Consider the following 23,248-nt stretch of genomic DNA (forward strand, 5'->3'; position numbering starts at 1 on the left):
CTACCGTCAGTGCGGTGACCACGACCGTGACCGACGCCCCCGTGGACCTCGGCGCACCGCTGAGGAGCGACCACCTCCACCGTGCCGCCGCGCCGCTACCGGTGCTCGTCAGCCCCGTCGTCCGGGAACGGGTCGACCGGGGCCGCGAGTACCTGCGCACGGTGCTGGCCGACGACGATCGGCCCGTCTACGGCGCCAAGACCGGGTTCGGCGCCCTGATCGGCTTCGCGGGCCGTGAGGACGAAGCCGACCAATGCGACAACACCCTCGCACACCTCGGCGCGGGCCAAGGGCCCGACCTGCCCGCCGACATCGCCCGCGCCGCGCTGCTCGTGCGGGCGTGGTCGCTCGCCCAGGGCGTCTCGGGCGTGTCCGCGGACGTGTTGGACGGGCTCGCGGCGATGTTCGCGACCACGTTCGTGCCGGCGATCCCGCGTTACGGCTCGGTCGGCGCGAGCGGCGACCTCATCCCGCTCGCCTACGCGACCCAGGCGTTGCGCGGCCGCGGTCACGCCTACCTGGACGGCGAGCGGATGCCCGCGGACGACGCCCTGCGCCGTGCCGGCCTCACGCCGCTCACCCTCGACGGGCGTGACGCGCTGGCGCTCGTCAACGGCACGTCGGTCACGACCGCCGCCGCGGCTCTCGCGCTGGACAGCGTGCGCGCCTCGCACCGTGCGATCCAGGACTTGACCTGCCTGCTCGTGGACGTCGTCGGCGGTGACCCCGGTTTCCTCGACCCACGGCTGATCTCCGCGTACGGGCACCCCGGCGCGGCCACCGTCGCCGAGCGCATGCGCGCCACCCTCGCGGGCACGGTGCCGACCGGTGAGCGTGCGCTCCAGGAGCCCTACAGCATCCGGTGCTCGCCGCAGCTGCTCGGCGCGGCCGAGGACGCGTTGCGCTACGTCGACGGCGTGGTGGCGGCCGACCTGGGCGGTGTCAGCGACAACCCGCTGTTCTTCCCCGGTGACGACCTCGTCGCGCACGGCGGCAACTTCTTCGGCCAGCCGGCCGCGTTCGCCGCCGACGTGCTGGCCATGGTCACGGCGTCGTTGGGCAACCTCGCCGAACGGCAGCTGGACCTGCTGGTCGACCCGGTGCGCAACACCGGCCTGCCGCCGATGCTGGCGGCCGGACCCGGACGTCAGCACGGGTTGCAGGGCGTGCAGCTGGCCACGACCGCGTTCGTCGTGGAGATCCGCCGCGCGGCACTGCCCGCGAGCACCCAGAGCCTGCCGACGAACCTGCACAACCAGGACGTCGTGCCGTTCGGCACGCAGGCCGCGCTGCGCGCCTACGACGTCGCAGAACTGCTCCGGCTGCTGTGCGGCTCGCTGGCGCTCGGCCTGCGGCAGGCGGTCCACGTGGGAGGCCGCCGACCGACCGCGCCCCGCTGCGCCGCTCTGCTCGACGCCCTCGCCGACGCGATCGCCCCGGTCGACCCGGACCGCCCGCTCGACGCGGACGTGCGGGCGGCCGCCGACCTGGTCACCGGGGGCCGGTACTGATCCTCTTCGGGCCGGCTCGGCTGCGGCTGTCCGGTGCGGACGGCCGGGTTCGGCCACCGCTGTGCGGCGCTGATGGCCTCGGCTGCGGTGGCCGGCTCGGCCAAGGCTCGATGGCCTCGGCGGCCGGGTGGGCCAAGGCCCGATGGCTGCGGCTGCGGTGGCTGGTTCGGCCAAGGCCCGATGGCTGCGGCGGCTGCGGCCGGGTGGTCACCGCCGTCCGGTGCCGATCTTGCCTTCGGCGGCGGGGTCGATCGGCTCGGTGACCGCCGGCCCGGTGCTGATCGCCTTTCCCGTGACCGAGCCGGCCTCGGTGGTGGTGTCGGCGGAGCTGGCGGCGGCGGGGATTCGGAGGGTGAACCGCGCGCCCTGGCCCGGGTGGCCCGCGGCCTCCACCGTGCCGCCGTGGCTCGTCACGACCTCCCGCAGCAGCGCCAGCCCCAACCCGAACCGCCGCTCCGCCCCGCCCGCGCCGCGGTGGAACCGGTCGAACAGCCGGTCCGCCTCGACCGGGTCGAAACCCTCGCCCGTGTCGGCGACGGTCAGCTCGACGTGCCCGCCCCGCAGCCCGAGGCGCACGTCGATCCGACCGCCTTCCGGCGTGTGGCGCACGGCGTTCGCCAGCAGCTCGTCCACCGCGCGCCGCAACGCGGTCTCCACACCGGTGACGATCAGCGGGCCGGTGGGGCGTTCGACGGTCAGCGTGATCCGCCGTTCGTCCGCCCGGTCGCCCTCGGTCTCCACCGCGGACTCCGCCAACGCGGCCAGGTCCACCGCGTGACCGTCGACGCCCTCGGACCGGCGGTTCAGCCGCGCCGACAGCAGCAGGTCGTCCACCACGTCGCCGAGCCCGCGGATCGAGCTGGCGAGCTTGTCGAGACCGTCGCGGTGGTCGTCGGGCAGGTCCGCCGCCTTCGCCCACCGGGCGAGCAGCTGCGCCCGCGTGTACGCCCGCGCGATCGGCGTCCGCAGCTCGTGGCTCGCGTCCGTGACGAACCGCCGCTGCCTGGCCAGCGCCTCCGCCAGCGGCGCGACCGTGCGGCGGCCGACGCCCAGCCCGATCAACGCCGCCGCGAGCAGGCCGCCGACCTCCGCGATCGCCAGCGCCAGCAGCAGGTGCCGCCGGTCGGCGAGCTGGTAGCGCGTGTCGAAGACCGCCTGCACGGTGCTGTCGCCGGCGCCGCGCTGGGTCAGCACCAGGTACTCGGTGCCGTTCAGGTCGAGTTCGCGCTCGATGACCCCGCCGGACGCCGCGACCGCGTCGAGGTCTTCGCGCAGCGGGAAACCCGGCGGCACCTTCAGCACGCCGTCGTCCAGCACGCCGTCGTCGAGGATGAACAGCCACGTGCACCCCGGAGGGGTCGACGGCACGCCGAACCGGGCGTTGTACTGCAGCTCGCGCGTCACCTGCGCGTCCTGCGCGTGCACCATCACGGCGTAGGCGATCCCGCCGACGAACGCGACCAGCACGGTGATCGCCAGCCCGACCAGCACGCTGATCCGCAGGCGAGCCCGCCGGACCACCGCGCGTTCCGCCTCGGCCCACGAACGGCTCACAACGCCCCCAAGCGATATCCGAGTCCTTGCACCGTGTGCACCACCGAACGGTCGATCTTGGACCGCAGGTAGTACACGTAGGTGTCCACAATGGATGTTGCCGAAGCGTCCGGGAACACCACGCGCCGCAACGACGCCCGCGTGTGCACCGTGCCCGGGTAGGTGGCGAGCACGCGCAGCAGCGTGAACTCCCGGGTGGTGAGCGGCACCCGCCCGCCGTCGGGCAGCACCACCTCCCGCTGCCCGACGTCGAGGTGCCCGGAGCCGATCCGCAGCACGTCGGCCAGTTCCAGCGCCCGCCGGCACAGCGCCCGCAGCCGCGCGCTCAACTCGTCCAGGTCGAACGGTTTCACCAGGTAGTCGTCCGCGCCTGCGTCGAGACCGTCGATCCGGTCGTGGACGGTGCCCAGCGCGGTGAGGATCAACGCCCGCGCCCGCACCGACCTCGCCCTCAGCCGCACCAGCAGGTCGAGCCCGTCCAGGTCGGGCAGGCCGCGGTCGATGACCACCGCGTCGTACGGGCGGGTGAGGCCGAGGTGCAGCCCGCGCTGCCCGTCCAGGGCAACGTCCACGGTGTACCCCTCGTCGCGCAACGCGGCGGCGAGCAACTCCACGAGCTCGCGGTCGTCCTCCACCAGCAGCAACCGGAAGCAGTTGGCCGGCCAGGATCTGGAGTTGCCCTGCACGCCACCAGAATCCCACTTCCGGGTGTTCGGTCAACGTGATGAGAGCGCCGACCATCGGAGTTCCGCCGGCTGCGTCCCAGATGGTCGGTCCCGCCCCGGTTGCGACCGCGCGATACCTAGAAGTACTATGCCTTGCACATCTAGGGTACGTCGTGAGGGGAGGTGTCGTTGAAGGTCACCAAGGACCTCGTGGCCGCGTCGGCGACGCCGATGGTGCTGGGCATCCTGGCCGAGGAGGACAGCTACGGGTACGCCATCCTCCGGCGGATCAACGAGCTGTCCGGCGGGGAGCTGGATTGGACCGAAGGGCTGCTCTACCCGTTGCTGCACCGGCTGGAACGCCTCGGGCACGTGGAGTCGAGCTGGCGGTCGGTCGCCGGTGAGCGGCGGCGCAAGTACTACCGGATCACGCCCGGCGGCCTGGCCGAGCTCGCCGAGCAACGTCGGCAGTGGGCCGCGGTCGTGGGCGCGCTCAAGGAGATCTGGCCCCGTTCGGACGACGCGCGGCCGTTGACCACGTTCCCGCTGGGAGACTTCGCATGACCGACGATCAAGGCGACCTCGAGGCGCAGTTCGCCCAGTGGCGGCACTACGTGCAGCGTCGCCGGGAGCTGCGGCAGACCGACGTGGAGGAGCTCGAAGACCACCTCCGCGGTTCGGTCGACGACCTCGTGGCCGCCGGGCTCCACGCCGACGAGGCGTTCCTGGTCGCGGTCAAGCGCATGGGCAGCCTGGACGAGCTGTCCCGCGAGTTCGCCCGGGAGCACTCGGAACGGCTGTGGAAGCAGCTGGTGCTGACCGGCGGACCCGACGGCCCGGCGCCGGGCGGCCGGTCGCGGCGGGACCTGTGGGTGATGGTGGCCTGCGCGGTGGGCGCGGCGGCGTCGGTGAAGGCGCCGGAGCTGTTCGGCCTGAGCCTGGAGGACGACGCCGCGTTCTACGGGCCCAACGTCGGCCTGTTCGCGTTGCCGTGGCTGGCGGGCTTCCTGGCCTGGCGCCGCCGTGCCGCGGCCGGGTTGGTCGGCGTGCTGGTGGCGTTGTTCGCCCTCGGCGCCGTGGCCGCCAACGCCTACCCGCTCGCCGAGGACTCCCAGTCGGTGGTGTTGACGAGCATCCACCTGCCGATCGCGCTGTGGTTCGTGGTCGGCTTGTCCTACGTGTCCGACGACGTGCGGTCGTCACGGCGGCGCATGGACTTCGTCCGCTTCACCGGCGAGTGGTTCATCTACTACGTCCTCATCGCGCTCGGCGGCGGTGTGCTGACCGGCTTCGTGTTCGGCACGTTCGAGGCGATCGGGATCTCGCCGGAGACCGTCATCGCGCAGTGGGTGCTCCCGTGCGGCGCCGCGGCGGCGGTGGTGGTGGCCGGGTGGCTGGTCGAGGCCAAGCAGAGCGTGGTGGAGAACATCGCCCCGGTGCTGACGCGGCTGTTCACCCCGCTGTTCACGGCGGTGCTGCTGGCGTTCCTGGTGACCCTCGTCGTCACCAGTTCGGGCATCGACGTCGAACGCGAGGCGCTGATCCTGTTCGACCTGCTGCTGGTCGTGGTGCTGGGCCTGCTGCTCTACTCGTTCTCCGCCCGCGACCCGCTGGCCCCGCCCGGCGCGTTCGACAAGCTGCAACTCGCCCTCGTGGTCAGCGCGCTGGTGATCGACGTGCTGGTGCTGCTGGAGATCACCGGCCGCATCACCGAGTTCGGCACCACGCCCAACAAGGCGGCGGCGCTGGGCGAGAACGTCGTCCTCCTGGCCAACCTCGCGTGGTCGGCCTGGCTGCTGTTCTCCCTGATCCGCCGGCGCAAGCCGTTCACCGCGCTCGAACGCTGGCAGACCGCGTACCTCCCGGTGTTCGCGGTGTGGGCGTGGGTCGTGGTGCTGCTGTTCCCGCCGCTGTTCGGCTACCTGTGACCGGGCCGAACGTCACCGCGCACGCCGTTCGGCGGTCCACAGGACCAGTGCCAGCGCCTGATCGCGGTTGAGGCGCGGGCCGCCGCCGGTCCCGGTGAGATCGTCGACCAGTTCCACGTGCAGGCCGCCGGCGTGGGTGCCGGCGGCCTGGTGCGCGTCGTGGAAGCCGCGTACCTCGGCCATCACGTCCGCGAAGTCACCGGCCCGGGAGCCGGACGTGTTGCCGTGCAGCGGATCGCACACCCACGCCACCGGGACGCCGGTGTCGGTCACGGCGTCGATCAACCGCGGCAGCTCCCGGCGCACCCGACCCGCGCCCAACCGGGTGATGAACGTCAGCCGTCCGGGGACGTGACCGGGGTTGAGCCTGCGGGCCAGCCCGGCCGCGTTCCGCGCGGTGGCGTTCGGGCCGAGCGCCACCGCCACCGGGTTGTCGACCTCGGTCAGGAAGTCGAGGTGCGCGCGGGTGCGGTCGCCCGCCCACAGCAGGTGCCCGGAGGCGCCGAACCGGCGTCCGGTGCGGGGATCGACCCGGACCAGCGCGACCTCGTAGTCCGGCAGGACCGCCTCGTGGCTGACGAAGAGGTCCGGCGGCCCGGGGTGCGGTCCCGTCAGCCGTGACCGCACGAGGGCGACCACCTCGGCGTGGTGCGTCGCGGCGCCCGCGGTGGCGAGGCGCCGGTCGAGCGAGGCCCGCACCAGCTCCGCGGTGGCCGGGTCGGACACCAGGACGCGCAGTTCCTCCAAGCGCCGGGCCGAGTTCCGGTACCGGCGGCGGACGTCCGGGCCCTCGGCGTCCACCCGGCCGACGGTGACCACCGGCAGGCACGCGGCGTGGCCGAGGACCAGCGCCAGCTCGCGCGACAACCGGTACGCGCCCGTGTCGTGGGACGGCTCCGAGCCTGATCCGCTGTGCAGGAGCAGCGCCCGCCCGTCGGCGACCTGGCCGAGTTCCGCGGTGAGCCGGTCGCACTGCTGCGGCAGCACCAGCGGCGGGAGGGCGGGCACGCGGGCGTTTCCGCGCTGGACCTGCCGCGGCACGGCCGGCGCCGCGCCGTCGACCTCAGACGAGTTCGCCATGGTGGGACTCCTCCAGGGTCGCCAGCGCGGTGTCCGCGTCGTAGCCGTGGATCCACGCCAGGTCTTCGGGCAGCCGGCGCAGCGCGTCGTCCCGCGCGTCGGCGGCGGGCCCGTCGGGGAGCTGGAAGCACTCGCCGTTGCGCCGCGAACCCCGTTGCAGCATCCGGGTCCTGGTGCGCCTGGCCCGTTCGTAGCGGTCCAGCGCCAGGGCGGGCTGCGCCGGCCACCTGCGGAGGCAGGCCGCCAGCACCACCGCGTCCTCGATCGCCTGGTTGCCGCCCTGGCCGTGGTGCGGGAGCATCGGGTGCGCGGCGTCGCCGAGCAGCGTCACCCGTTCCCGGCTCCAGCGGTCGACGGGTTCGCGGTCGAACAGGCCCCAGTGCGACACCTCGTCCGCGGCGCCGACGATCCGGGTGACCGCGGGCGACCAGTCGGCGAACGCGGCCAGCACGTCGGCGACCCGGCCGCGGCGCACCCACGACTCCCGGGTCCACCGCGGGTCGCGCACCACGGCGAGGAAGTTGACCGTCTCGCCACCGTGCACCGGGTAGACCACCATGTGCTTGCCCGGGCCGAGGTGGAACGACAGCTCGTCGGCCACGCCGCCGACCCGTTCGGCCGCGACCAGGCCGCGGTAGCCCGACCGGCCCGAGTAGACCGCGCGATCGGCTCCGACGACGCCCGTCCGCACCGCGGAGTGCACGCCGTCCGCACCCACCACCACACCGGCCTCGACCCGCCGGTCGCCGTCGAACTCGACGTCGACCCGGTCGCCCAGCGGGGTGACGGCCACGCAGCGGTGCCCGGTGCGCAGCTCGCCGCCCTCGTCGAGGTACCGGTCGGCGAGCAGCCGTCGCAGGTCCGCGCGGTGGAAGGTGCAGAACGGCGCGCCGAACCGCTCCTCGTAGTCGCGGCCGAGGGGTAGTGCCTGCCGCACCGCGCCGGTGCGCCAGTGGCGGAACACCACGTGCTCCGGCTGGAAGGCGATCCGCCGCAGCTCCGCGCCCAGTCCGAGCCGCACCAACGCCCTGGTGCCGTTCGCGCCGAGGGCGAGCCCCGCGCCCTCCTCGGTGAGCGCGTCGGCCTGCTCGAACACCACGACCCGGACACCCTGGCGGCGCAACGCCAAGGCGGTGACCAGGCCCCCGATCCCCGCGCCGATCACGGCGACGGGCACGTGCCCGTCGCTCTCGTCGCCGTTCGTGGACTGGGGTGGCACCTCTGGCATGGGTCGCTCCTGCGCGGAAGTCGCGGTGAGACGCGGTGGACCTCGACCCGCTGCCGGGTCTCGCCATCCGGTGTCGCCCCGTGCGGGCGGCCGATCGTCGCCGGCGGCATCAACAGGCCGTCCTGTGCACCGAGCGTATGCGCCGGTTCCGGGGGCGGCAATCGCGTCCGGCGTGCTCCGCGTCGCCTCGTGGGTCACGCGCTGTCAGGGCGGTGTCCTCCGTAGAGGTTGCGTTCCGTCACACGACGAGTGGTCGGACGGCCGTGGAACCCGTCGGACCGGTGCAGGCTTCACCGCTTGTCGCGGAAGATCACCCGACGAGGCGAATTCTTCGGGACGGCACCCGAACGCCGCCCGACGAGGTCGTGCGCCGGTGCCGGCCGGACGACCTCGTCGACGTGGTGGGACGTCCGATCAGGTGACCGGTCGGTCGGGGCGCCGGCGGACGCGGCGCGGCAGGCCGCCCAACGCGAGCAGCGCCACGACCGGCAGGCCGTAGAAGACCGCCACCTCCAAGGACGTCGGCATGCGGAGCGACACGAGCAGCTGCGCGTAGCCCAGCACCATGGTCACGGTCGGCAGCAGCAGGATCAGCGCGGCCCGGCGGCCGACCCTCGACCGGTGGCCGCACGCCACCAGCGTGCCGCCGATCACCGCGGCCAGCCGGAGGAACTCGACCACCGGCTCGCGGGAGCCGAGCACGCCCAGCGCCACGGTCGCGGCGACCGTCACGGCCATCACGAGGACCGCCTTGCGGCCGACCAGTTCCCGGCCGCGCGCCGGCCCCGGCGACCACGTCAGCGCGACCGCGGTCAGCAGGCCGACCAGGATCCACCCCGCGTCCATCCCGGTCCACCAGTGCTGGTGCGGGTAGAACGCCGCGACCAGCACGGACAAGACCACGGCGGGCCACGCGACCACCGCGGCGGCACGCGACCGCCCGCGCAGGACGAGCACCGCCACCACACCCCAGAGGACCCACACCGGCGCGTCCGGGAACTGCGTGGTCCACGGCATGCTCCCGATCGCGCCCGCCTTCACGAACCACGCGATCTCGTGCACGCCGGTCGTGGCGCCGGCCAGCAGCGCCAGCGGCGCGAGCAGGCTGACGACCGCCAGCACGTCCCGGGCGTCGACGCCGCCGTCGGCCACCACCACCCGCCGCAGGTGCAACCGCACCGCGGCCCACATCAGGTCGGCGGTCTCCCGCGTGCTCGGCCGGTCCCGGTCGCCGGCGGCCGACATCAGCACCGCCAGCATCTCGTCGCCGTGGCGTTCGCGGTGATCGCGCGGGTACCGCGCCAACAGCCGCCGGTAGCGCCGCTCCAACTCGCTCACGCCGTGCCCCCCGCCGGCCGTAGCCGCAAGCGTCGCTCCGCGGCTCGGGTCTGCGACCGCAACCTCTGCACCTCGATCTCCAGCCTGGCTGCCCCCTCGTCGGTCAGCCGGTAGTAGCGACGGAGCCTGCCGTCCACGACCTGCTCCCGGTCGACAGCCACCCAGCCGTCCGCGGACAACCGGTCCAGCGCGGTGTACAGGGTGCCCGCGCGCAGCTTGACCCGGCCCTCGGAGATCTCCTCGACGTCGAGCAGGATGCCGTAGCCGTGCTGCGGGCGCGCGGCCAACGCCGTGAGGATCAGGAACGTCGGTTCCCTCAAGGCCCCGTCTGTCATGTGATCGGTATATACCGATCATCGGAGCATTGCAACTTCCGGTCGCCACGATCGGGTGGGCCGCTCGCCTGGTGACGGCTGGGTGTGACACCGGCGGAGGTCGAGACCGCGCGGCGGCACGGCCGTCACACGGTCGTGGGGAGTTGAGCCGACGCCTCCCAGGCGAACCCGTCCGGGTCGGTGAAGGCGCCGGCGTCGCCGCCGATCGTGAGCCGGTGCGACCCGGTGCCCTCGGGCGGCACGCCGACGTCCTTGGCCAGGGCGCGCCGCCGGTACAGCGCGAGCTTGACCGGGCCCGACCCGGCGGCGAACTCGACGTACACGCGGCCGAAGCTCTTGCCGACGGCGAGGCCCTGCCCGGTGTAGAACCGCTTGCTCGCGCCCACGTCGGCGACACCGAGCAGGAGCACGATCTCGTCGATCTCCCGGGTGGCGGGGCCGGTGTCCTTCTTCGCGGAGGTCGCGATCTTCCAGATCGCGCCGTCCGGCGCCTGCACGACGGCGCCGTAGCCCCAGAGCGACTTCGCGGCGGGCTTCAGCGTGGTCGCGCCGGCGGCGAGGGCGGTCGCGACGAGGCTGTCGACGGTGGACGGCTGGGACACCGTGAGCGCCAGCGTGAAGCCGCGGAAGCCGGTCGTGGGCGCCTCGGAGGCCCGCAGCCGGATCTGCCCGTCCAGGCCGAAGGCGGCGGTGTAGAAGCGTCGGGCGGCCGCGGTGTCGGCCACGTCGAGGGTGACGGATTCGATGGTTGCCATGGGGAGAACGCTAGGTCCGACCCCGTGACCGGTGCTTCTCGATTCCTGACCGGTCCGGGCGCCGGCGATCGGGGCCGCCGACCGGTACGGAGGTTTCATGACGCAACCCGAGGCGCACCACCGCACGATCGTGGTCGTCGACATCGCCGACTACACCGACCCCGCACGCACCGCCGCGCACCAGGCCGCGGCGCACGACGGCCTCTACCGGATCCTCGGCTCGGCCTTCGCCGACGCCGGCGTGGACCTCGAACGGTGCTTCACCGAGAACCGCGGCGACGGCGCGTTGATCCTCGTCCCGTCCGACATCTCCAAGAGCGCGTTCGCCAACCGGCTGCCCGACGGGCTGCTCCGCGCCCTGCACCGGCACAACGCCGTGCACTCCCCGCAGGCCGCGATCAGGCTGCGGGTCGCGCTGCACGCGGGTGAGGTGCGGCTCAACAGCAGGGGAGCGGTGAGCCCCGCCATCAGCTTCGCGTTCCGCATCCTCGACGCCGGCGCGGCGCGTGCCGCCCTGAAACGCGCCGGGACGCCGTTGTCGCTGGTCGTCTCGGACTCGTTCTTCCACGACGTGGTCGAGCAGGACCCGGCCGCCGCGCCGGAGGAGTACCGGCAGATCCCGGTGCACGTGAAGCGCACCTCCGCCCACGCGTGGCTGCGCGTGCCCCGGCTGCCCGAGCCCGCCCCGAGCACCGGGTCCGCCGCGAGCACCGGGCCCGCGCCGCGGCGACGGGCGCTCACCCGCCGCGTCTCGCCCCCGAGGTTCGCCGTGCACGCGCTGTCCGCCTTCGGCGTCGCGGTCGCGGCCACCGCGCTCGCCGACGTGCTGCTCGACACGGCGGTCCGGCAGTCGTGGCAGGCGATGGCGGTCTCGGCCGCGGTGGGCGTGGCGTGGGGCGTGCGGAAGGGGTTGCGGCCGGTCGGCGCGCACCGGGACTTCCGGCACCCGGCGACCGCGGTCCGGGTGGTGGTCGGCGACCTGTTCGACCAGCCGGGGCACCTCGTCGTCGGCTTCACCGACACCTTCGACACCGACACCGCCGGCGACCTGGTGATCAGCGGGCGCAGCGTCCAAGGCCAACTGCTGAGCCGCCGGTACGCGGGCGACGTGGACCGCCTCGACCGCGACCTGGCCGAGGCGTTGGACGGCGTCGAGCCGCACGCCGTGATCGCCGCGGGCGACAAGCGGCTCGGCAAGCTGACCCGCTACCCGATCGGCACGGTGGCGGTGCTGCCCGCCGGCGACGGCAAGGTGTTCTGCTCGGCGTACAGCACGATGGGCGACGACCTGGTCGCCCGCTCGACCGTCGACGCGCTGTGGACGAGCCTCGGCCTGCTGTGGGCGGCGTTGGCCGAGCACGGTCAGCGGCGGCCCGTCGCGCTGCCCGTGCTGGGCTCCGAGCTGGCCCGCATCGACCTGCTCGACCGCGAGAACCTGATCAAGCTGATCCTGCTGTCCTACGTCGCGCGTTCGCGGGAGCACCTGCTCTGCAAGGAACTCACCATCGTCGTGCACCCGGACGACGCGCCGGGGGTCGACCTGGCGGAGGTGGCCGCGTTCCTGCGGCGGTTGTGACGGTCAGCCCAGCTCGGGCGCGCGCTCGTCCGCGGCGAGGCCGGCGAAGCGGTCCACCAGCCGCCAGTCGGCGCCCCGGTCGTCCACCGCGCAGCCCGCGTTCTTCAGCCTGCCCGCGATCTTGGCCAGGGAGACCTCGGTGCCGTCGAACCGGACCACGTTGAGCCCGTCGAGGTCGGCGATCCGCCGCAGCCGGCCGAACTCCACGATCACCGTCCGGTCCCGGTAGGCGCTCAGCGCCATGCCCAGCTCGATCAGCACGTTCGGCCGGGACTGGAGCGCCAGGCCGGTCTCGTCGGCCGGGTCGCGCGGGGCGCGCAGGCTCGGGTGCAGCGTCACCACGTCGTCGGGCGTGAGCAGCACGACCACGGCCTGCGCGCTGCCCGGCGCGAGCCCCTGGGCCACCACGTCGTTGAGGAACGGCGTCGCGCTGCCGGTCGCGGCGACCAGGGGCTCCCACTCCTGCGGGTCGAGACCGAGCGCGCGCAGGAACTCGAACACCGCCCGCCGCACCTGCTCGTCACGTCCGTGCACGACGAACACCTTGCGCTGGTCCACCCGCGGTCCACCCCGTTCGGTCGGCTCGGTCGTTTCGGAGGCCTGGGCGGCGACGGCCGCGTAGGACGGCTCGGCGAACCGCAGCCGCACCGCGCGACGCGTGCCGGGCGGCGTGAGCGTGATGCCCTGCTCGGTCCACTCGGCCAGCCCGGCGCGGTGGAAGCGCTCCACGACGTCGGCCAGCTCCTCCGGGGGCAGCTCCGCCCGGAGGTCGTCGGGCAGCGCCTCGTGCAGTTCGGCCAACGTCCGCGGCCCGCCGCCGGCCGACCGGGCCAGCCGCGCGTGCAGCACGACCTCGCCCGCGTCCACGCGGACCGACTCGACCGACCACAGCAGCGCGGCCACCGCGGCCAGGGCGCCGGCGGGGAGGTGGTCGATCTCCATCAGCCACATCGCCGCCGTGGTCACCGCGCCGGTCAGCACGGCACGGGCCGCGGCGGGCGCCAGGTCGATGCGCCACGTGCCGGTGCGGACCTCGAAGGCGGGCGTCGGCCCCGCGTGCCGGTCCACCAGGACCCGGATCGCGATGGTGAACTCCCGCAGGTCGGTCGCGAACGCCTCGGCGAGTTCGGCCACGAACGCGGAGTCGAGGACGACGGGCTCCCGCGCCTCGCCGCGGATCACGGCGGTGAGCCGTTCGCCGAGCTGCTCCCCGGTCATTCCACCCCGTCCTGGTCGAGGACCCGCCACGCGCCCAGCACGTGGTTGAGCGCGTAGTTCAACGCCACGGCGTCCTCCCGGAGCACCTCGGCGGTGATCTCCAGGCGGTCGCCGTGCCGCAGGCGCAGCCGTTCGGCGAGCAGCGAGACCGCCGTCCGGCCGCCGACGTGGACGAACCGGAAGCCGGGCGACCGGTCCACGTCGAAGGCGAGCAGCAGCAGGTCGCCGCCCTCGAACCCGTCCAGCGGCACGAGCGCCATCCGCACCGCCGCATCCTGCCGCAACCAGTCCTCGACGTGCCACGCGACGGGCAGGTCCATGAGCACGAACACCGGCTCGACCGTGCGCAACAACGCCGTCGTGCCGTCGTCCGTGAGGGTGTGGTGGGTGGTCAGCACCAGCAGCGGCACGTCCCCGAGCACGTCCTGGACCTGGCGGGGCGTCCAGTCCGACGGCAGCAGGCCGAACACCAGCACCTCGCCGTCCGGGAACCGCATCGGCGCCATCAGCGCCACCACCGGGTCGGGCAGCTCGTCCTGGAACGCGAACTGCTTGCGCGCCACCCGACGCCCGAGCCACACGCCGCACACGTGCGGGTCGCCGTCGACGTCCCACGACTGGAACGCCCGCAGCGACGCCAGGGTGGTGTCGACGTCGACGGTCCGCGCGGGCAGCGGGCCGCGCAGCTCGATCCCCTGCCGGTCGTACTCCAGCGCGTCGTCCAGCACCGGCCTCCGCTCGGCGACGACGGCCAGCCGCTCGCCCAGCTCCGGGTCGACCCGGCCGACCTCGTCCTTGAACAGCTCGGCGGCCTCCAGCTGCCGGTCCCACGGGATGGTGCGCAGTCCTTCGCGGGCCAGCACGTCGGACACGTGCTCGTAGCACCTGCGCAGCACGACGTCCTCCTCGAACGCGCGCACGCGGTCGAGATCGGCGTCGTCCGGCAGCTCCCGGCGGTCCGGGTCGCCCGCGTCCAGCGCGTGGTCCGGGAACTCCGCCGCCAGGTCGCGGACCAGGTCCGCCCACGTGTCGGGGCCGCCGGCGCGTTCGAACGCGGCCAGCCGGACGTCCGGGTGGTCACCCTCGTCGAACGCCCGGCGGGTCAGCCGGTCGAAGCCCCGCGCCAGGACGTCGAACAGGGCTTCCGGCGACATCACGGCGCGCAGCACCGAGGCCGACGCCGTCTCCCGGATCCGCCACGGCAGGGTCGCCGGTCCGGCGAGCCCGTGGCCGCGATCGAGGTGGCCGAGGTAGTCGGTGTTGCCGGTGAGCAGCTCACGGGCACGGGCCACGCCCACGACGGACGCCGACACCGTGGTGGCGAACGCCTCGTGCGTGCCGTGCGAGCGGTCCACCATGTCGAAGAACAGCTCGGTGAGCGCGGAGGAGCGGAAGCCGCGGCGGGCCAGCAACCGCGCCGACGCGGTGACCCGACCGTAGGCGGTGGACGCCTGCAGCTCGTGGTGCAGCCCTTCGTGCGTCTCGACCATCAGCTGCTCGTCGCCGGGCGCGATGTTGCCCAGGATCAGCGACCACGCGCCCGCGCCGTCGTAACCGCCGAGCAGCCCGCCTTCGAGCGTGGCCGCCAGCCCGTCCCGCGCACACCGGAAAACGATCCGTTCGGGTGACAAGCAGGTCCTCCGTCGCGTGGTCGAACCGGCGCCGTGCCACCGCCTGGTATGCAGGAGACCCGAGGAGCGAGGGGGCGGCATGCCGGATGTTATCGGCTGCCAAGGGTTCCGCGCCGCGTTCCGCCACGGCGCGCAGGGCGGCTACGACGGCGTGGACGCGTGGGAGGTGGCCGCGCCGGTCACCCGCGGGCGTCGGCTGAGGATCATGGTCGAGGAGCACGAGAGCCTGCACCGCGAGCTGCAGGCGTCCAGCGGCTGGGGGCTGGTGGCGGCGTTGAGCACGGCGGTCGGCGACCGCCGCGGCGCGCCGCGCGAGGCGCTCCGCTGGATGGCCGCGCTGTCGGAGGACACCCAGGAGTGCTTCGCCACCACGATGTCGGCCGCCCTGCTCGGCGTCGGCGCCGTCCGGGAACTGCTCGCGGGCAACGCCGAGTACACCGCGCACCTGACCCGCGGGCTGGCGCTGACCGGCGACGAGACCGCGCCGTGGGCGTTGCGGGAGGCCGCGTTGGAGGCGGCGGCGCGGTGCTTCATGTCGCCCGGCTCGGTGCCTGCGCTGCTGGACCGCGGCCTCACCAGGCTGGACACGCGGGCCGCGTTCCGGGTGGACCGGCCGGACGACCGGCTGGCGGCGTTCGAGGCCGCGGGCGGTCCGGCCGGGTGGTCGGCCGTGTACGCCGAACTGCTCGCCGAGCACGGTGACGACATCGCCGCGCTCACCGCGCTGTACCCGGATCGCTGGGTGCGGCTGGACGGCGACGTGCCGTCGAGGCCGGCGGACGAGGTGCGGCGGCTCAGGGAGTTCACCGAGGACGTGCTGCTGCGCCGCTGCCACGAGCACGTGCGGGACGTGCTCGCCTCGACCGGTCGGGACACGATCGGGTGGGGTGACGAGGAGGTGCTGGTGCGGCGGCTGACGGAGGCGGTCCGCGCCGAGGACCCCGAGCTCGCGGCCGGGCTGGCGGTGCGCACGACCCGGATCAGCCCGGTCGAGGACCCGGCCGAGTTCGACCGGCAGGCGGTGCGGCTGCGCGAGCCGTTGGAGGTGCGGGTCGTCCCGGTCGACAGCCCGTTGCTGGACACCAGCCTGCGGGTGGCCGTGTGGCTGTCGCGGGACGCGGCGCGGCGGCAGTTCAGGTTCCCTCCGGACGTGGAGCTGCCGGACGTGGTGGTCGCGCTCCTGAACGGGCTGCGCACGCCCGACGGCCGGGCGGTCGTCGGCCTGCTGCCGTCGACCACGACACCCGCGGAGCTGCGTGACCGGGGGATCGACGCGTCCGTGCTGACCACGCAGACGACGTTGACCACCACCGGCGTGCAGGACGTGCTGCGCGGCGAGGAGGTGTGCGTGCTGCTGGACGGGCGGGTGGCGCGCACGTTCGACGAGTGGCTCGCCCGGGGCGACGTCACGATGACGTACGCCCTCGACCGGGTGTCGACCGACGACTTCGGCGACCTCGACGTCCTGGTGTTCGCGCTCGACCGGCTGCCGGGCTTCCGCCTGGTCGCGGTGTGCGGCACGTACGCGGCGGCGATGCTGCTCGGCTACCTGAAAACCCGGCACCCCGCCCTGGTCAGGCCCGATCCCGGACTGGCGGACGGTGAGCGCACCGCCCTGGCGGTCGCGATCGTCCTGCGCGTCTGGAGCGTGCTGGGCAACGGCCACCTGCGAGGCTGAGCGGAACCGTCACGCAGGAGGAGGAGACATGGACCTGCCGGTGCTCTTCGGCGCCAACGTCGACCCGACGTGGGAGCCGGTCGACGGACCCGAGCGGACGGCGCTCGCCGCCGAACGCCTCGGCCTCGACCTGGCCACCATCCAGGACCACCCGTACCAGAAGGCGTTCTACGACACCTGGACGTTGCTGAGCTTCCTGGCGGCGCGCACCGAACGGGTGATCCTGGTGCCCACCGTGGCGAGCCTCCCGCTCCGGCCGCCCGCGGTGCTCGCGAAATCCGCCGCCAGCCTCGACCTGCTCACGGGAGGCCGAGTGCGGCTGGGGTTGGGCGCTGGCGCGTTCTGGGAGGCGGTCGGGGCCATGGGAGGTCCACGTCGCGGTCCGCGGGAGGCCGTGGACGCCCTGGCGGAGGCGATCGAGGTCATCCGGGCCATGTGGAGCGGGCAGCGGAGCGCGCGCGTCGACGGCGAGCACTACGCGTTGGCGGGCGTCCACCCCGGACCGCGACCCGGCGCCGACCTCGGCCTCTGGCTCGGCGCCTACGGTCCGCGGATGCTGGCGCTCACCGGTGCGCGAGCCGACGGCTGGCTGCCCTCGCACGCCTTCCTCGGCCTCGACCGGCTCGGCGACGCCGTGCGGCGGGTGGACGACGCGGCGGTCGAGGCCGGGCGGGACCCGGCGGCCATCCGCAAGGTCTACAACATCTCCGGGCTGATCGAGCCCTCGGAGGTGGAGGCGTTCCGCGGTCCGGTCGCCCACTGGGTGGACCGGCTCGTCGCCCTGGTGACCGAGCACGGCATGAACGGCTTCGTCTACTGGCCGGCGGACGACCACGAACGGCAACTGGCGACGTTCGCCGCCGAAGTGGTCCCGGCGGTCCGCGAAGCCCTCCGCTGACCGCCGTGGCGTGCGGGCGAGTGGGGACGCCCACCCCGGACCGCAAGTCGTTCTCGGGCGGCGAGGTAGGCAGGCTGGTCTGGTCGGCGCAACACCCCGGAGTCACGTCGGACGACCCACCGCCGTTCTCCGACTCGTGGTTGTCCGACCCCTCCGACCGCACGCCGGCGGCGACCGCGTCGATCGGTCGCCGCCGGCGTGGGCGTTCAGCGCAGGCGCTTGATCTCGCCGCGCGTCCGGTAGAACGAGCCGCCTGCCGACGTGACCACCTCCGTGACCAGGTAACGGGCGCCGGGCACGCGGATGTTCTTGGGGAACTGGACGCCCCACGACCGGTCGTAGCCGTCGGAGACGACGTGCACCCTGATCCGACCGCCCTCCTGCACGCACTCGACCACGACGCCCTCGCCCGGCGCGGCGTGCGACACGACCTCGACCTCCGCGGTCGCCTCCACGCGGGCGATGGCGCCGGCCTTGATGTCCTGGCGCTGCGGCAACTGCCCCTGCTCCGCCGCGCGCACGGCGGCCGGGCTGGCGTCGAGGCACGCGAGCGAACCGTCCGTGGTCACCAGGTAGAGCCGCTCGTCGCGGTACTGCATGGAGAACGCCGAACCGCACCCGGTGGCGAGCTTCCACAGCCGGGTGCCGTCGGCGGCGAAGCAGTACACCGAGGACTGGTTGTCGCCCGCGAAGACGAACTCGCCGTCGGGTGACGTCGCGCAGGAGAACACGGCCGCGTCGCAGCGGTAGTCGCCGGTCATGCGCCCGTCCGACTTGGCGAACCGGTGCACCCGGCCACGACTGGTGCCCGCGAACACGGCGTCGCGCTCCTGCCAGCCGAACAGCACCGAGCCGACGGTGTCGGCGTGCCACGCCCGGTGCCCGCGCCCGGTGTAGTGGGTGACGCCCCGGGAATGGCCGTGGAACACGCCTTCCGGCGCGCAGCGGACCATCCAGGCGCTGTCGCCGCTGGCCGGGACCGACCACTGGAACTCGTCCTCGTGGTCCACCACGGTCACCCGGCCCTGCCGGTCGGACACGCCGAGCACGCCGTCGTGGATGTCGAGCCAGTAGATGTCGACGTCCTCGGCGATCTCGTACGCCACCCGCGGCACCTTGGCGCCCAGGTCGTACACCTGGCCGTCGTCGCAGCCCGCGTAGATCCAGAAGTCGTCGGCCACGATGCACTTCACCGCGTCGGGCAACCCGAACCGCCCGGTGACCTGGCCGTCGTGGGTGAGGGTGTAGACGTCGCCGTCCTCGTTGCCGACCCAGGCGCGGTCCTCGCCGATGAAGATCCCGAACGCCGGCGCGCCGGACGCGAACCGCCACAGCACCGGCGCCTGGGTGGCGGTGGAGCGGGTGCTGACGATCTGCCGCCTGCTCACCGACCGGCGCTGGCGCATGCCCTTGACGGCGGGCGCGTAGCCCTTGCGCACCTTCTCGCCGATCTTCTTCTCGGCGGCCTTGAGCGCCTTGGCGTGGTCGGCGAAGGTGGCGCTCCTGACCTGCCCCTGCTCCCCGATCCGCCCGTAGGTGATGGTGACCTCGGTGTCGTCGACCCGCACTTCGTAGAACTTGTGCGCGCCACCGTCGGCCTCAGACAGCTCCAGGTACGTCGTGGCAGACATGCGTTCGCTCCTTCATCACGTGATCTGGGAGCACGCTATCGAGCGACACCGACAATTCCGCGACCGACCGATCAACCGCCCGTGATCACGGGCGCCCGGCCGACCGGTCGTCGAGGGTGATCGCGGTCGGCGATGGTCCGTCCTCAGTGGACTGTCCGGCGGGTCACGGCACCGGTTCGGGCTCGCGTTCGTGCGGCGGCGCGGGCAGGTGCGGTGGGATGCGTGGCAGCGGCGAGCCGGTCGGGACCGGGGCGGGAACCGGGGCCGGGGCAGGGACGGGCGCCGGGGGCGGCGGCGGTTCGGGGTTGAGCGGCCGGAGCGTGTTGTAGTCGATGGTCACCGTGCGGTCCGGGTGGATCGTGATGGTGCCGGGGCCGATCTTGCCCTGGAACACGTTGCCCGCGCCGTCGACGGCGAAGATGAACGGCGCGCCCTCGCCGGTGAAGTGGACGCCACCGCCCCTGGTCGGCGTGGCCCGGAAGTTCCACGAGTTGCCGCTCAGCTCGGTCAGCCGGGCGAACAGGACCCGGGTCGCGGCGGCGCGGTCGGCGGGCGGCAGGTCGAGGATGATCTGCCGCGCGGCCTCGAACCTGGCGTTGTTGTTCTCTCCCGCGATCGGGACGGTGTGCGGGTCGACGCGCGGCCGCGGCACGGGCTCCGGCGGCACGTCCGCCGGCGTGCGCACCGGTTCGCGGACGGGCGCGCGTTCGGAGAACAGCTTCTTCACCCCGCCCGCGACCACGAGCGCCAGGTTCACCACGCCCTGCGTGCCCCGTTCCCACCGCTCGAACGGGGTCATCTCGGTGGGCGAGAACGCCCGCCGCCCGACGGCCGCCTCCACGATGTACGGGATGCCGGTGAGGTCGGCGATGCCCAGCCCGACCAGGCCGAGCCCTTCGAGGAAGCCCGGCCCGTTCCCGCCGTGGTCGGCCTTGAACTCCTGCCAGCGCCCGTAGATGCCCAACCCGGCGCCCAGGACCAGCAGACCCGCCAGCACGCCCCACCCGATCGGGCCCGCCATCAGCAGCCCGACGCCGATGAGGATCGTGGGGATGGACAGGATCAGCCCGGACAGGATGCCGCCGAGGACGTCGCCGCACTTGTCCCGCAGCCACGACCGCATGGACCCGATGAGCTCGGCGAACCACCGCTGCACCGGCTGCTGGTCGCGGGCCTGCGCGGCGAGCCGCTCGGCCTCGCCCTCGAACCGGGTCGCGCCGCCCTCGCCGCGCGACCGCGCGTCCGACACCCACGTCCGCTGCGCCTCGCCCGCCCGGTCGACGGTGCCGGTCAGCCCGGCCACGCCCTCCCGGTGCTTCGCGGCCAACGCCTCCGACGCTCTGGCGGGCAGGCGGTCCAGCTCGCCCGCCACGGCGTCCCGGGTCTGGTCCGCCTGCCCGGTGAACGCCGCGGCGCCCTGCCGCAGTGCCGCGCCCGCCGCCTCGCCGGTCCGACCGAGCGCCGCGGCGGCCTGCTCGCCGACACCGCCGACGGCCTGCCCGTGGTCGGTCGCGAGCCGTCCCGCGCCCTCCTCCAGCCCGCCCGCGGCGTCCCCGATGCCCTGCGCCAACTCGTCACCGGCCGTGCGGACCGCGGCCAGGGCCTGTTCGCCGGCCGAGGGCGCGTGCCCGGCGCCCGCGACCAGCCCGGCCAGCGCACGTGCCTGCGCCACCAGGTTCGCGCCGAGCCTCGTCGCGGTCTCGCGCAACCGGGTCCGGCTCTCCGCCGCCCACGCCTCCAGGTCCGCCTCGGCGGTCCGCCGTCCCGCCCGCAGCGCCGCCACGAACCGCTGGTGCCCCGCCACGGCCGACTCGGTGGCACGCGTGGCGGTGGCGCGCAGTGCGGTCGTCGTGGCCGCCGCGCCCTCGCTGACGGCCTGGTCCGCCTCACGCGCGCCCGTCCGGATCTGCTCCGCCGCGCCCGCTTTCGCCGGTTCGTACAGGCTGGTCCTGGCCGCCGCCACCCCGGCCCGGACCTGGCCCGCGGCCTGGTCGCCGGACCTGGCGAGTTCCGTGCGCGCCTTGCCCGCCACGGCCTGCGCGATGCGTTCCTGCCCGGCCGCGACCTCCGGTTCGGCGGAGCCTGCGGCGGGACGTGCCGACTCCGGACCGGGGGACTCCTGGACGGCGCGGCCGGCCTCCCGTTCACCGGTGGCGCGGGCCTCGTCGCCCAAGGCGTCGACCCCGGCTCGGGTGGCGGTCGTGGTGGCCGCGGCCTTGGCCTCGATCGCCGCACGCGTCCCGGCCGCCGCGGCCCGGGTCGCGGCGGCCTGGGCCGAGGACTGGGCGTCGACGGACGTGCGCAACGTGCGCAGCGCCGCCGTGGCGGTGGCTTCCTGCGCGTCCGCCGTGGCGGCGATCCGCGCGCGGTGGGCGACGACCGACTCGTCGACCCGGGTCGCGGCGCGTTCGGCGGCCTCGTTCACGAGCAGTTCGCGCTGGTCGGCTTCTCGCACGAGGTCGCCGGGCGTGCCGCGGTCGGGGATCTCGACGGCCACCTCGGGCGGCGGCTCGACGTCGTGCCGGGCGGTCGGTGGGCCGAACAGCGACGCGACCGCCGCGTTGCCCGCCGAGCGCTGCAGCACCAGCAGGCCGGCGCCCCGGCGGACGGCGACCGGTGCGGGCCGCGTGCCGTCGGACGGCTGGGACGACTCTCGGTGGCGTCGCATCGACCCTCCTGGCGTCGACCCAACGTCAGCACGCGGCGGGCGTCCGGGGTCAGGACCGCGAGGGCGTCCACAGGGGCAGTCGGCGCTGCCCCTGTGTGGAACTACTCATGCGGCCCGGCGACCGGCGCGGCTAGCGTGGCGGACATGGTCCCCTTACAACGGGTCGTGACGGTCGCGTGCGCGGGTCTGCTGCTCACCTCGTGCGGGTTCCTGAGCGGTTCGGGCGCGGTCGAGGGGGACACGGCTCGGCAGTCCCAGACGCTGGCCGACGCCATCGGTTACCCGAGGCAGTCGGACGCGGCCGGTCTCGCCCGTGCCGCGTTGGCCACGCCGCTCGGCAAGTCGGCCGGCTTCAGCGTCCTGGTGGCCGAGGACTTGCCGCACGAGGGCCCGGAAGAGCCGATGGCACGCCTGGTCTGGCGGATCCACCACGACGCGTACGACTCGGGCTGGAAGCAGACCCCGGCGGTCGACGCCTGCTACGAGGTGGACTTCAACTACTACGGCGTGATGGCGGAGCCGTCCCGCGTCACCTGCCCGGAGAACGCCACCCCGATCACGCCGCCACCCCTGCCGAAGCGGGGCATCACGCCGGACTTCACCCCGGCCCTGGAAGCCACCCTCGGCGCGCTGCCCGCCGCGCCCGGCGAGGCCGAGGTGCGCGCCGCCCTGGCCGCCGGTCTGCCCGCACCGAAGGTGGACCCGGAGACGAACCTCGCGAGCATCCCGCCGAGGGTGCTGGTCCACGTCCGGGGCTCCGATGTCGGCGTGGCGTTGTCCGCGAACACCGGCGGCGACGGCAAGCAGTGCGTGATGGGCAGTCGCGTCGGCGGCGCGGTCCGGGTGTGGTCGCTCAACTGGCGTGAGCTGGGGCCCATGGAGAAGCCGTGCAGCGCCGAAGCCGCGCTGGCCGTTTCATGACGGTTGTCGATCGGTGACGGCGGTCGGTCAGCCGCCCGCGTCGCTGCGCGGCACGGGGCACTCGCGACCCGGTTCGGTCGACAGCTCGAAGTGCCACATCTCGTTCGCGTACGTCTGGCAGAGGCCGTAGTCCGCGCCGTTGCGGACGAGCCAGTCGGCGGCGTCGGTCGGGCCGATGTCGATGGCCTTGCCGGTGACGTGCGCCGACTTCTCCGGCGTGCTGACCAACCGCCGCGCCTCCTCGAGGCTCCCGTACGTGGCCACGGCCTCGTCGAGCAGGCGTTGTTGGTAGGCCTTGCTCCGCCACCCCGAGGTCACCCTCAGCTCGACGCCGGCCGCCCGCGCGTCCGCCGCCGCCTTCCGCACCGCCGCCAGCAGGTCTGGGTCCAGCTTCGCGATGGCGGCGTGCCCGGAGTCGTCGGGGGAGATGCTCGTGTGGTCGGGGATGCTGCCGTCCTCCTCCGCGCGGCCCTTGGCGTGCCCGGCCGGGTCGACCGCCACCCCCGCCGAGCACGCGGACAGCGCCACGACGATCCCGCAGACCGCCGCCACCACCCGCCGACCCGATCGCCGGTCGCCGTCCACCCGTGCGCGTGCCGATTGGCAGACCATGTTCTTCCTCGCTGGTAGTGC

Annotated in this window: 19 protein-coding genes; 7 read left to right on the forward strand and 12 right to left on the reverse strand. The window is 74.1% G+C overall.

From position 1 onward, the window contains the following. The first annotated feature begins 14 nt into the window (after positions 1-14). Positions 15-1,511, forward strand: coding sequence for an aromatic amino acid ammonia-lyase (locus ADK67_RS18925; protein WP_197289514.1), 1,497 nt, complete (start codon positions 15-17; stop codon positions 1,509-1,511). A 207-nt stretch (positions 1,512-1,718) separates the two neighbouring features. Here ADK67_RS18925 and ADK67_RS18930 read toward each other — a convergent pair whose 3' ends face one another. Both ADK67_RS18930 and ADK67_RS18935 read right to left on the reverse strand, forming a co-directional pair. Further along, positions 1,719-3,065 (reverse strand): sensor histidine kinase, encoded by a 1,347-nt coding sequence (locus ADK67_RS18930; protein ID WP_063797644.1) that lies wholly within the window; start codon positions 3,063-3,065, stop codon positions 1,719-1,721. Beyond that, positions 3,062-3,709 (reverse strand): response regulator transcription factor, encoded by a 648-nt coding sequence (locus tag ADK67_RS18935; RefSeq protein ID WP_053717808.1) that lies wholly within the window; start codon positions 3,707-3,709, stop codon positions 3,062-3,064. Before ADK67_RS18935 ends, ADK67_RS18930 begins: the two co-directional genes overlap by 4 nt. A 204-nt stretch (positions 3,710-3,913) precedes the next feature. On the opposite strand from ADK67_RS18935, the gene ADK67_RS18940 reads away from it, so the two are divergent. Continuing rightward, positions 3,914-4,294, forward strand: coding sequence for a PadR family transcriptional regulator (locus tag ADK67_RS18940; protein WP_442974167.1), 381 nt, complete (start codon positions 3,914-3,916; stop codon positions 4,292-4,294). Continuing rightward, the gene (locus tag ADK67_RS18945) at positions 4,291-5,658 is read left to right on the forward strand and encodes a permease prefix domain 1-containing protein (RefSeq protein ID WP_053717761.1); all 1,368 of its coding nucleotides are present in this window, start codon (positions 4,291-4,293) and stop codon (positions 5,656-5,658) included. The genes ADK67_RS18940 and ADK67_RS18945 overlap by 4 nt, the downstream gene beginning before the upstream one ends. A 12-nt stretch (positions 5,659-5,670) precedes the next feature. On the opposite strand, the gene ADK67_RS18950 is transcribed toward ADK67_RS18945, so the two are convergent. From ADK67_RS18950 to ADK67_RS18970, 5 genes are all read right to left on the reverse strand, one after another. Further along, positions 5,671-6,738: a 3-deoxy-7-phosphoheptulonate synthase gene (locus ADK67_RS18950; RefSeq protein WP_053717762.1), complete on the reverse strand. Its 1,068-nt coding sequence runs from the start codon at positions 6,736-6,738 to the stop codon at positions 5,671-5,673. Then, entirely contained in the window at positions 6,722-7,966 is a 1,245-nt protein-coding gene (locus ADK67_RS18955; protein ID WP_063797645.1) for an FAD-dependent monooxygenase, read from the reverse strand. Before ADK67_RS18955 ends, ADK67_RS18950 begins: the two co-directional genes overlap by 17 nt. Positions 7,967-8,380: 414 nt before the next feature. After that, positions 8,381-9,304 (reverse strand): hypothetical protein, encoded by a 924-nt coding sequence (locus tag ADK67_RS18960; protein WP_053717763.1) that lies wholly within the window; start codon positions 9,302-9,304, stop codon positions 8,381-8,383. Next, positions 9,301-9,639, reverse strand: coding sequence for a PadR family transcriptional regulator (locus ADK67_RS18965; protein ID WP_197289515.1), 339 nt, complete (start codon positions 9,637-9,639; stop codon positions 9,301-9,303). The genes ADK67_RS18960 and ADK67_RS18965 overlap by 4 nt, the downstream gene beginning before the upstream one ends. Before the next feature lie 125 nt (positions 9,640-9,764). Further along, positions 9,765-10,394, reverse strand: a complete 630-nt coding sequence (locus tag ADK67_RS18970; RefSeq protein WP_053717765.1) for a glyoxalase — start codon at positions 10,392-10,394, stop codon at positions 9,765-9,767. A gap of 97 nt (positions 10,395-10,491) precedes the next feature. On the opposite strand from ADK67_RS18970, the gene ADK67_RS18975 reads away from it, so the two are divergent. Then, positions 10,492-11,970: a macro domain-containing protein gene (locus tag ADK67_RS18975; RefSeq protein ID WP_053717766.1), complete on the forward strand. Its 1,479-nt coding sequence runs from the start codon at positions 10,492-10,494 to the stop codon at positions 11,968-11,970. Between the two features lie 3 nt (positions 11,971-11,973). Here ADK67_RS18975 and ADK67_RS52615 read toward each other — a convergent pair whose 3' ends face one another. Then, on the reverse strand, positions 11,974-13,188 hold the full coding sequence (locus ADK67_RS52615; protein ID WP_053717767.1) for a nucleotide-binding protein: 1,215 nt from the start codon (positions 13,186-13,188) through the stop codon (positions 11,974-11,976). After that, positions 13,185-14,819 (reverse strand): hypothetical protein, encoded by a 1,635-nt coding sequence (locus ADK67_RS18985; protein ID WP_053717768.1) that lies wholly within the window; start codon positions 14,817-14,819, stop codon positions 13,185-13,187. The genes ADK67_RS52615 and ADK67_RS18985 overlap by 4 nt, the downstream gene beginning before the upstream one ends. Before the next feature lie 79 nt (positions 14,820-14,898). Between ADK67_RS18985 and ADK67_RS18990 the strand changes: the two genes are divergently transcribed. Both ADK67_RS18990 and ADK67_RS18995 read left to right on the forward strand, forming a co-directional pair. Continuing rightward, positions 14,899-16,497, forward strand: a complete 1,599-nt coding sequence (locus tag ADK67_RS18990; RefSeq protein WP_053717769.1) for a hypothetical protein — start codon at positions 14,899-14,901, stop codon at positions 16,495-16,497. Between the two features lie 28 nt (positions 16,498-16,525). Further along, positions 16,526-17,395 carry an LLM class flavin-dependent oxidoreductase gene (locus ADK67_RS18995; RefSeq protein WP_053717770.1) on the forward strand — a complete coding sequence of 290 codons (870 nt, stop codon included), beginning with the start codon at positions 16,526-16,528 and terminating at the stop codon, positions 17,393-17,395. 206 nt (positions 17,396-17,601) lie between these two features. Here the strand turns inward: ADK67_RS18995 and ADK67_RS19000 are convergent, their stop codons facing one another. Together ADK67_RS19000 and ADK67_RS54700 are read right to left on the reverse strand one after the other, a co-directional pair. Continuing rightward, positions 17,602-19,026, reverse strand: coding sequence for a WGR domain-containing protein (locus tag ADK67_RS19000; protein WP_053717771.1), 1,425 nt, complete (start codon positions 19,024-19,026; stop codon positions 17,602-17,604). Positions 19,027-19,189: 163 nt separating this feature from the next. After that, positions 19,190-21,694, reverse strand: a complete 2,505-nt coding sequence (locus ADK67_RS54700; RefSeq protein WP_053717772.1) for a hypothetical protein — start codon at positions 21,692-21,694, stop codon at positions 19,190-19,192. Between the two features lie 144 nt (positions 21,695-21,838). Between ADK67_RS54700 and ADK67_RS19010 the strand changes: the two genes are divergently transcribed. Beyond that, the gene (locus ADK67_RS19010; RefSeq protein ID WP_157620582.1) at positions 21,839-22,615 is read left to right on the forward strand and encodes a hypothetical protein; all 777 of its coding nucleotides are present in this window, start codon (positions 21,839-21,841) and stop codon (positions 22,613-22,615) included. A 27-nt stretch (positions 22,616-22,642) separates the two neighbouring features. Here the strand turns inward: ADK67_RS19010 and ADK67_RS19015 are convergent, their stop codons facing one another. Next, positions 22,643-23,227: a M15 family metallopeptidase gene (locus ADK67_RS19015; RefSeq protein ID WP_053717774.1), complete on the reverse strand. Its 585-nt coding sequence runs from the start codon at positions 23,225-23,227 to the stop codon at positions 22,643-22,645. Positions 23,228-23,248 lie beyond the last annotated feature (21 nt).

It is taken from the genome of Saccharothrix sp. NRRL B-16348, from assembly GCF_001280085.1.
In the GTDB taxonomy this organism is placed as follows: Bacteria; Actinomycetota; Actinomycetes; order Mycobacteriales; family Pseudonocardiaceae; genus Actinosynnema.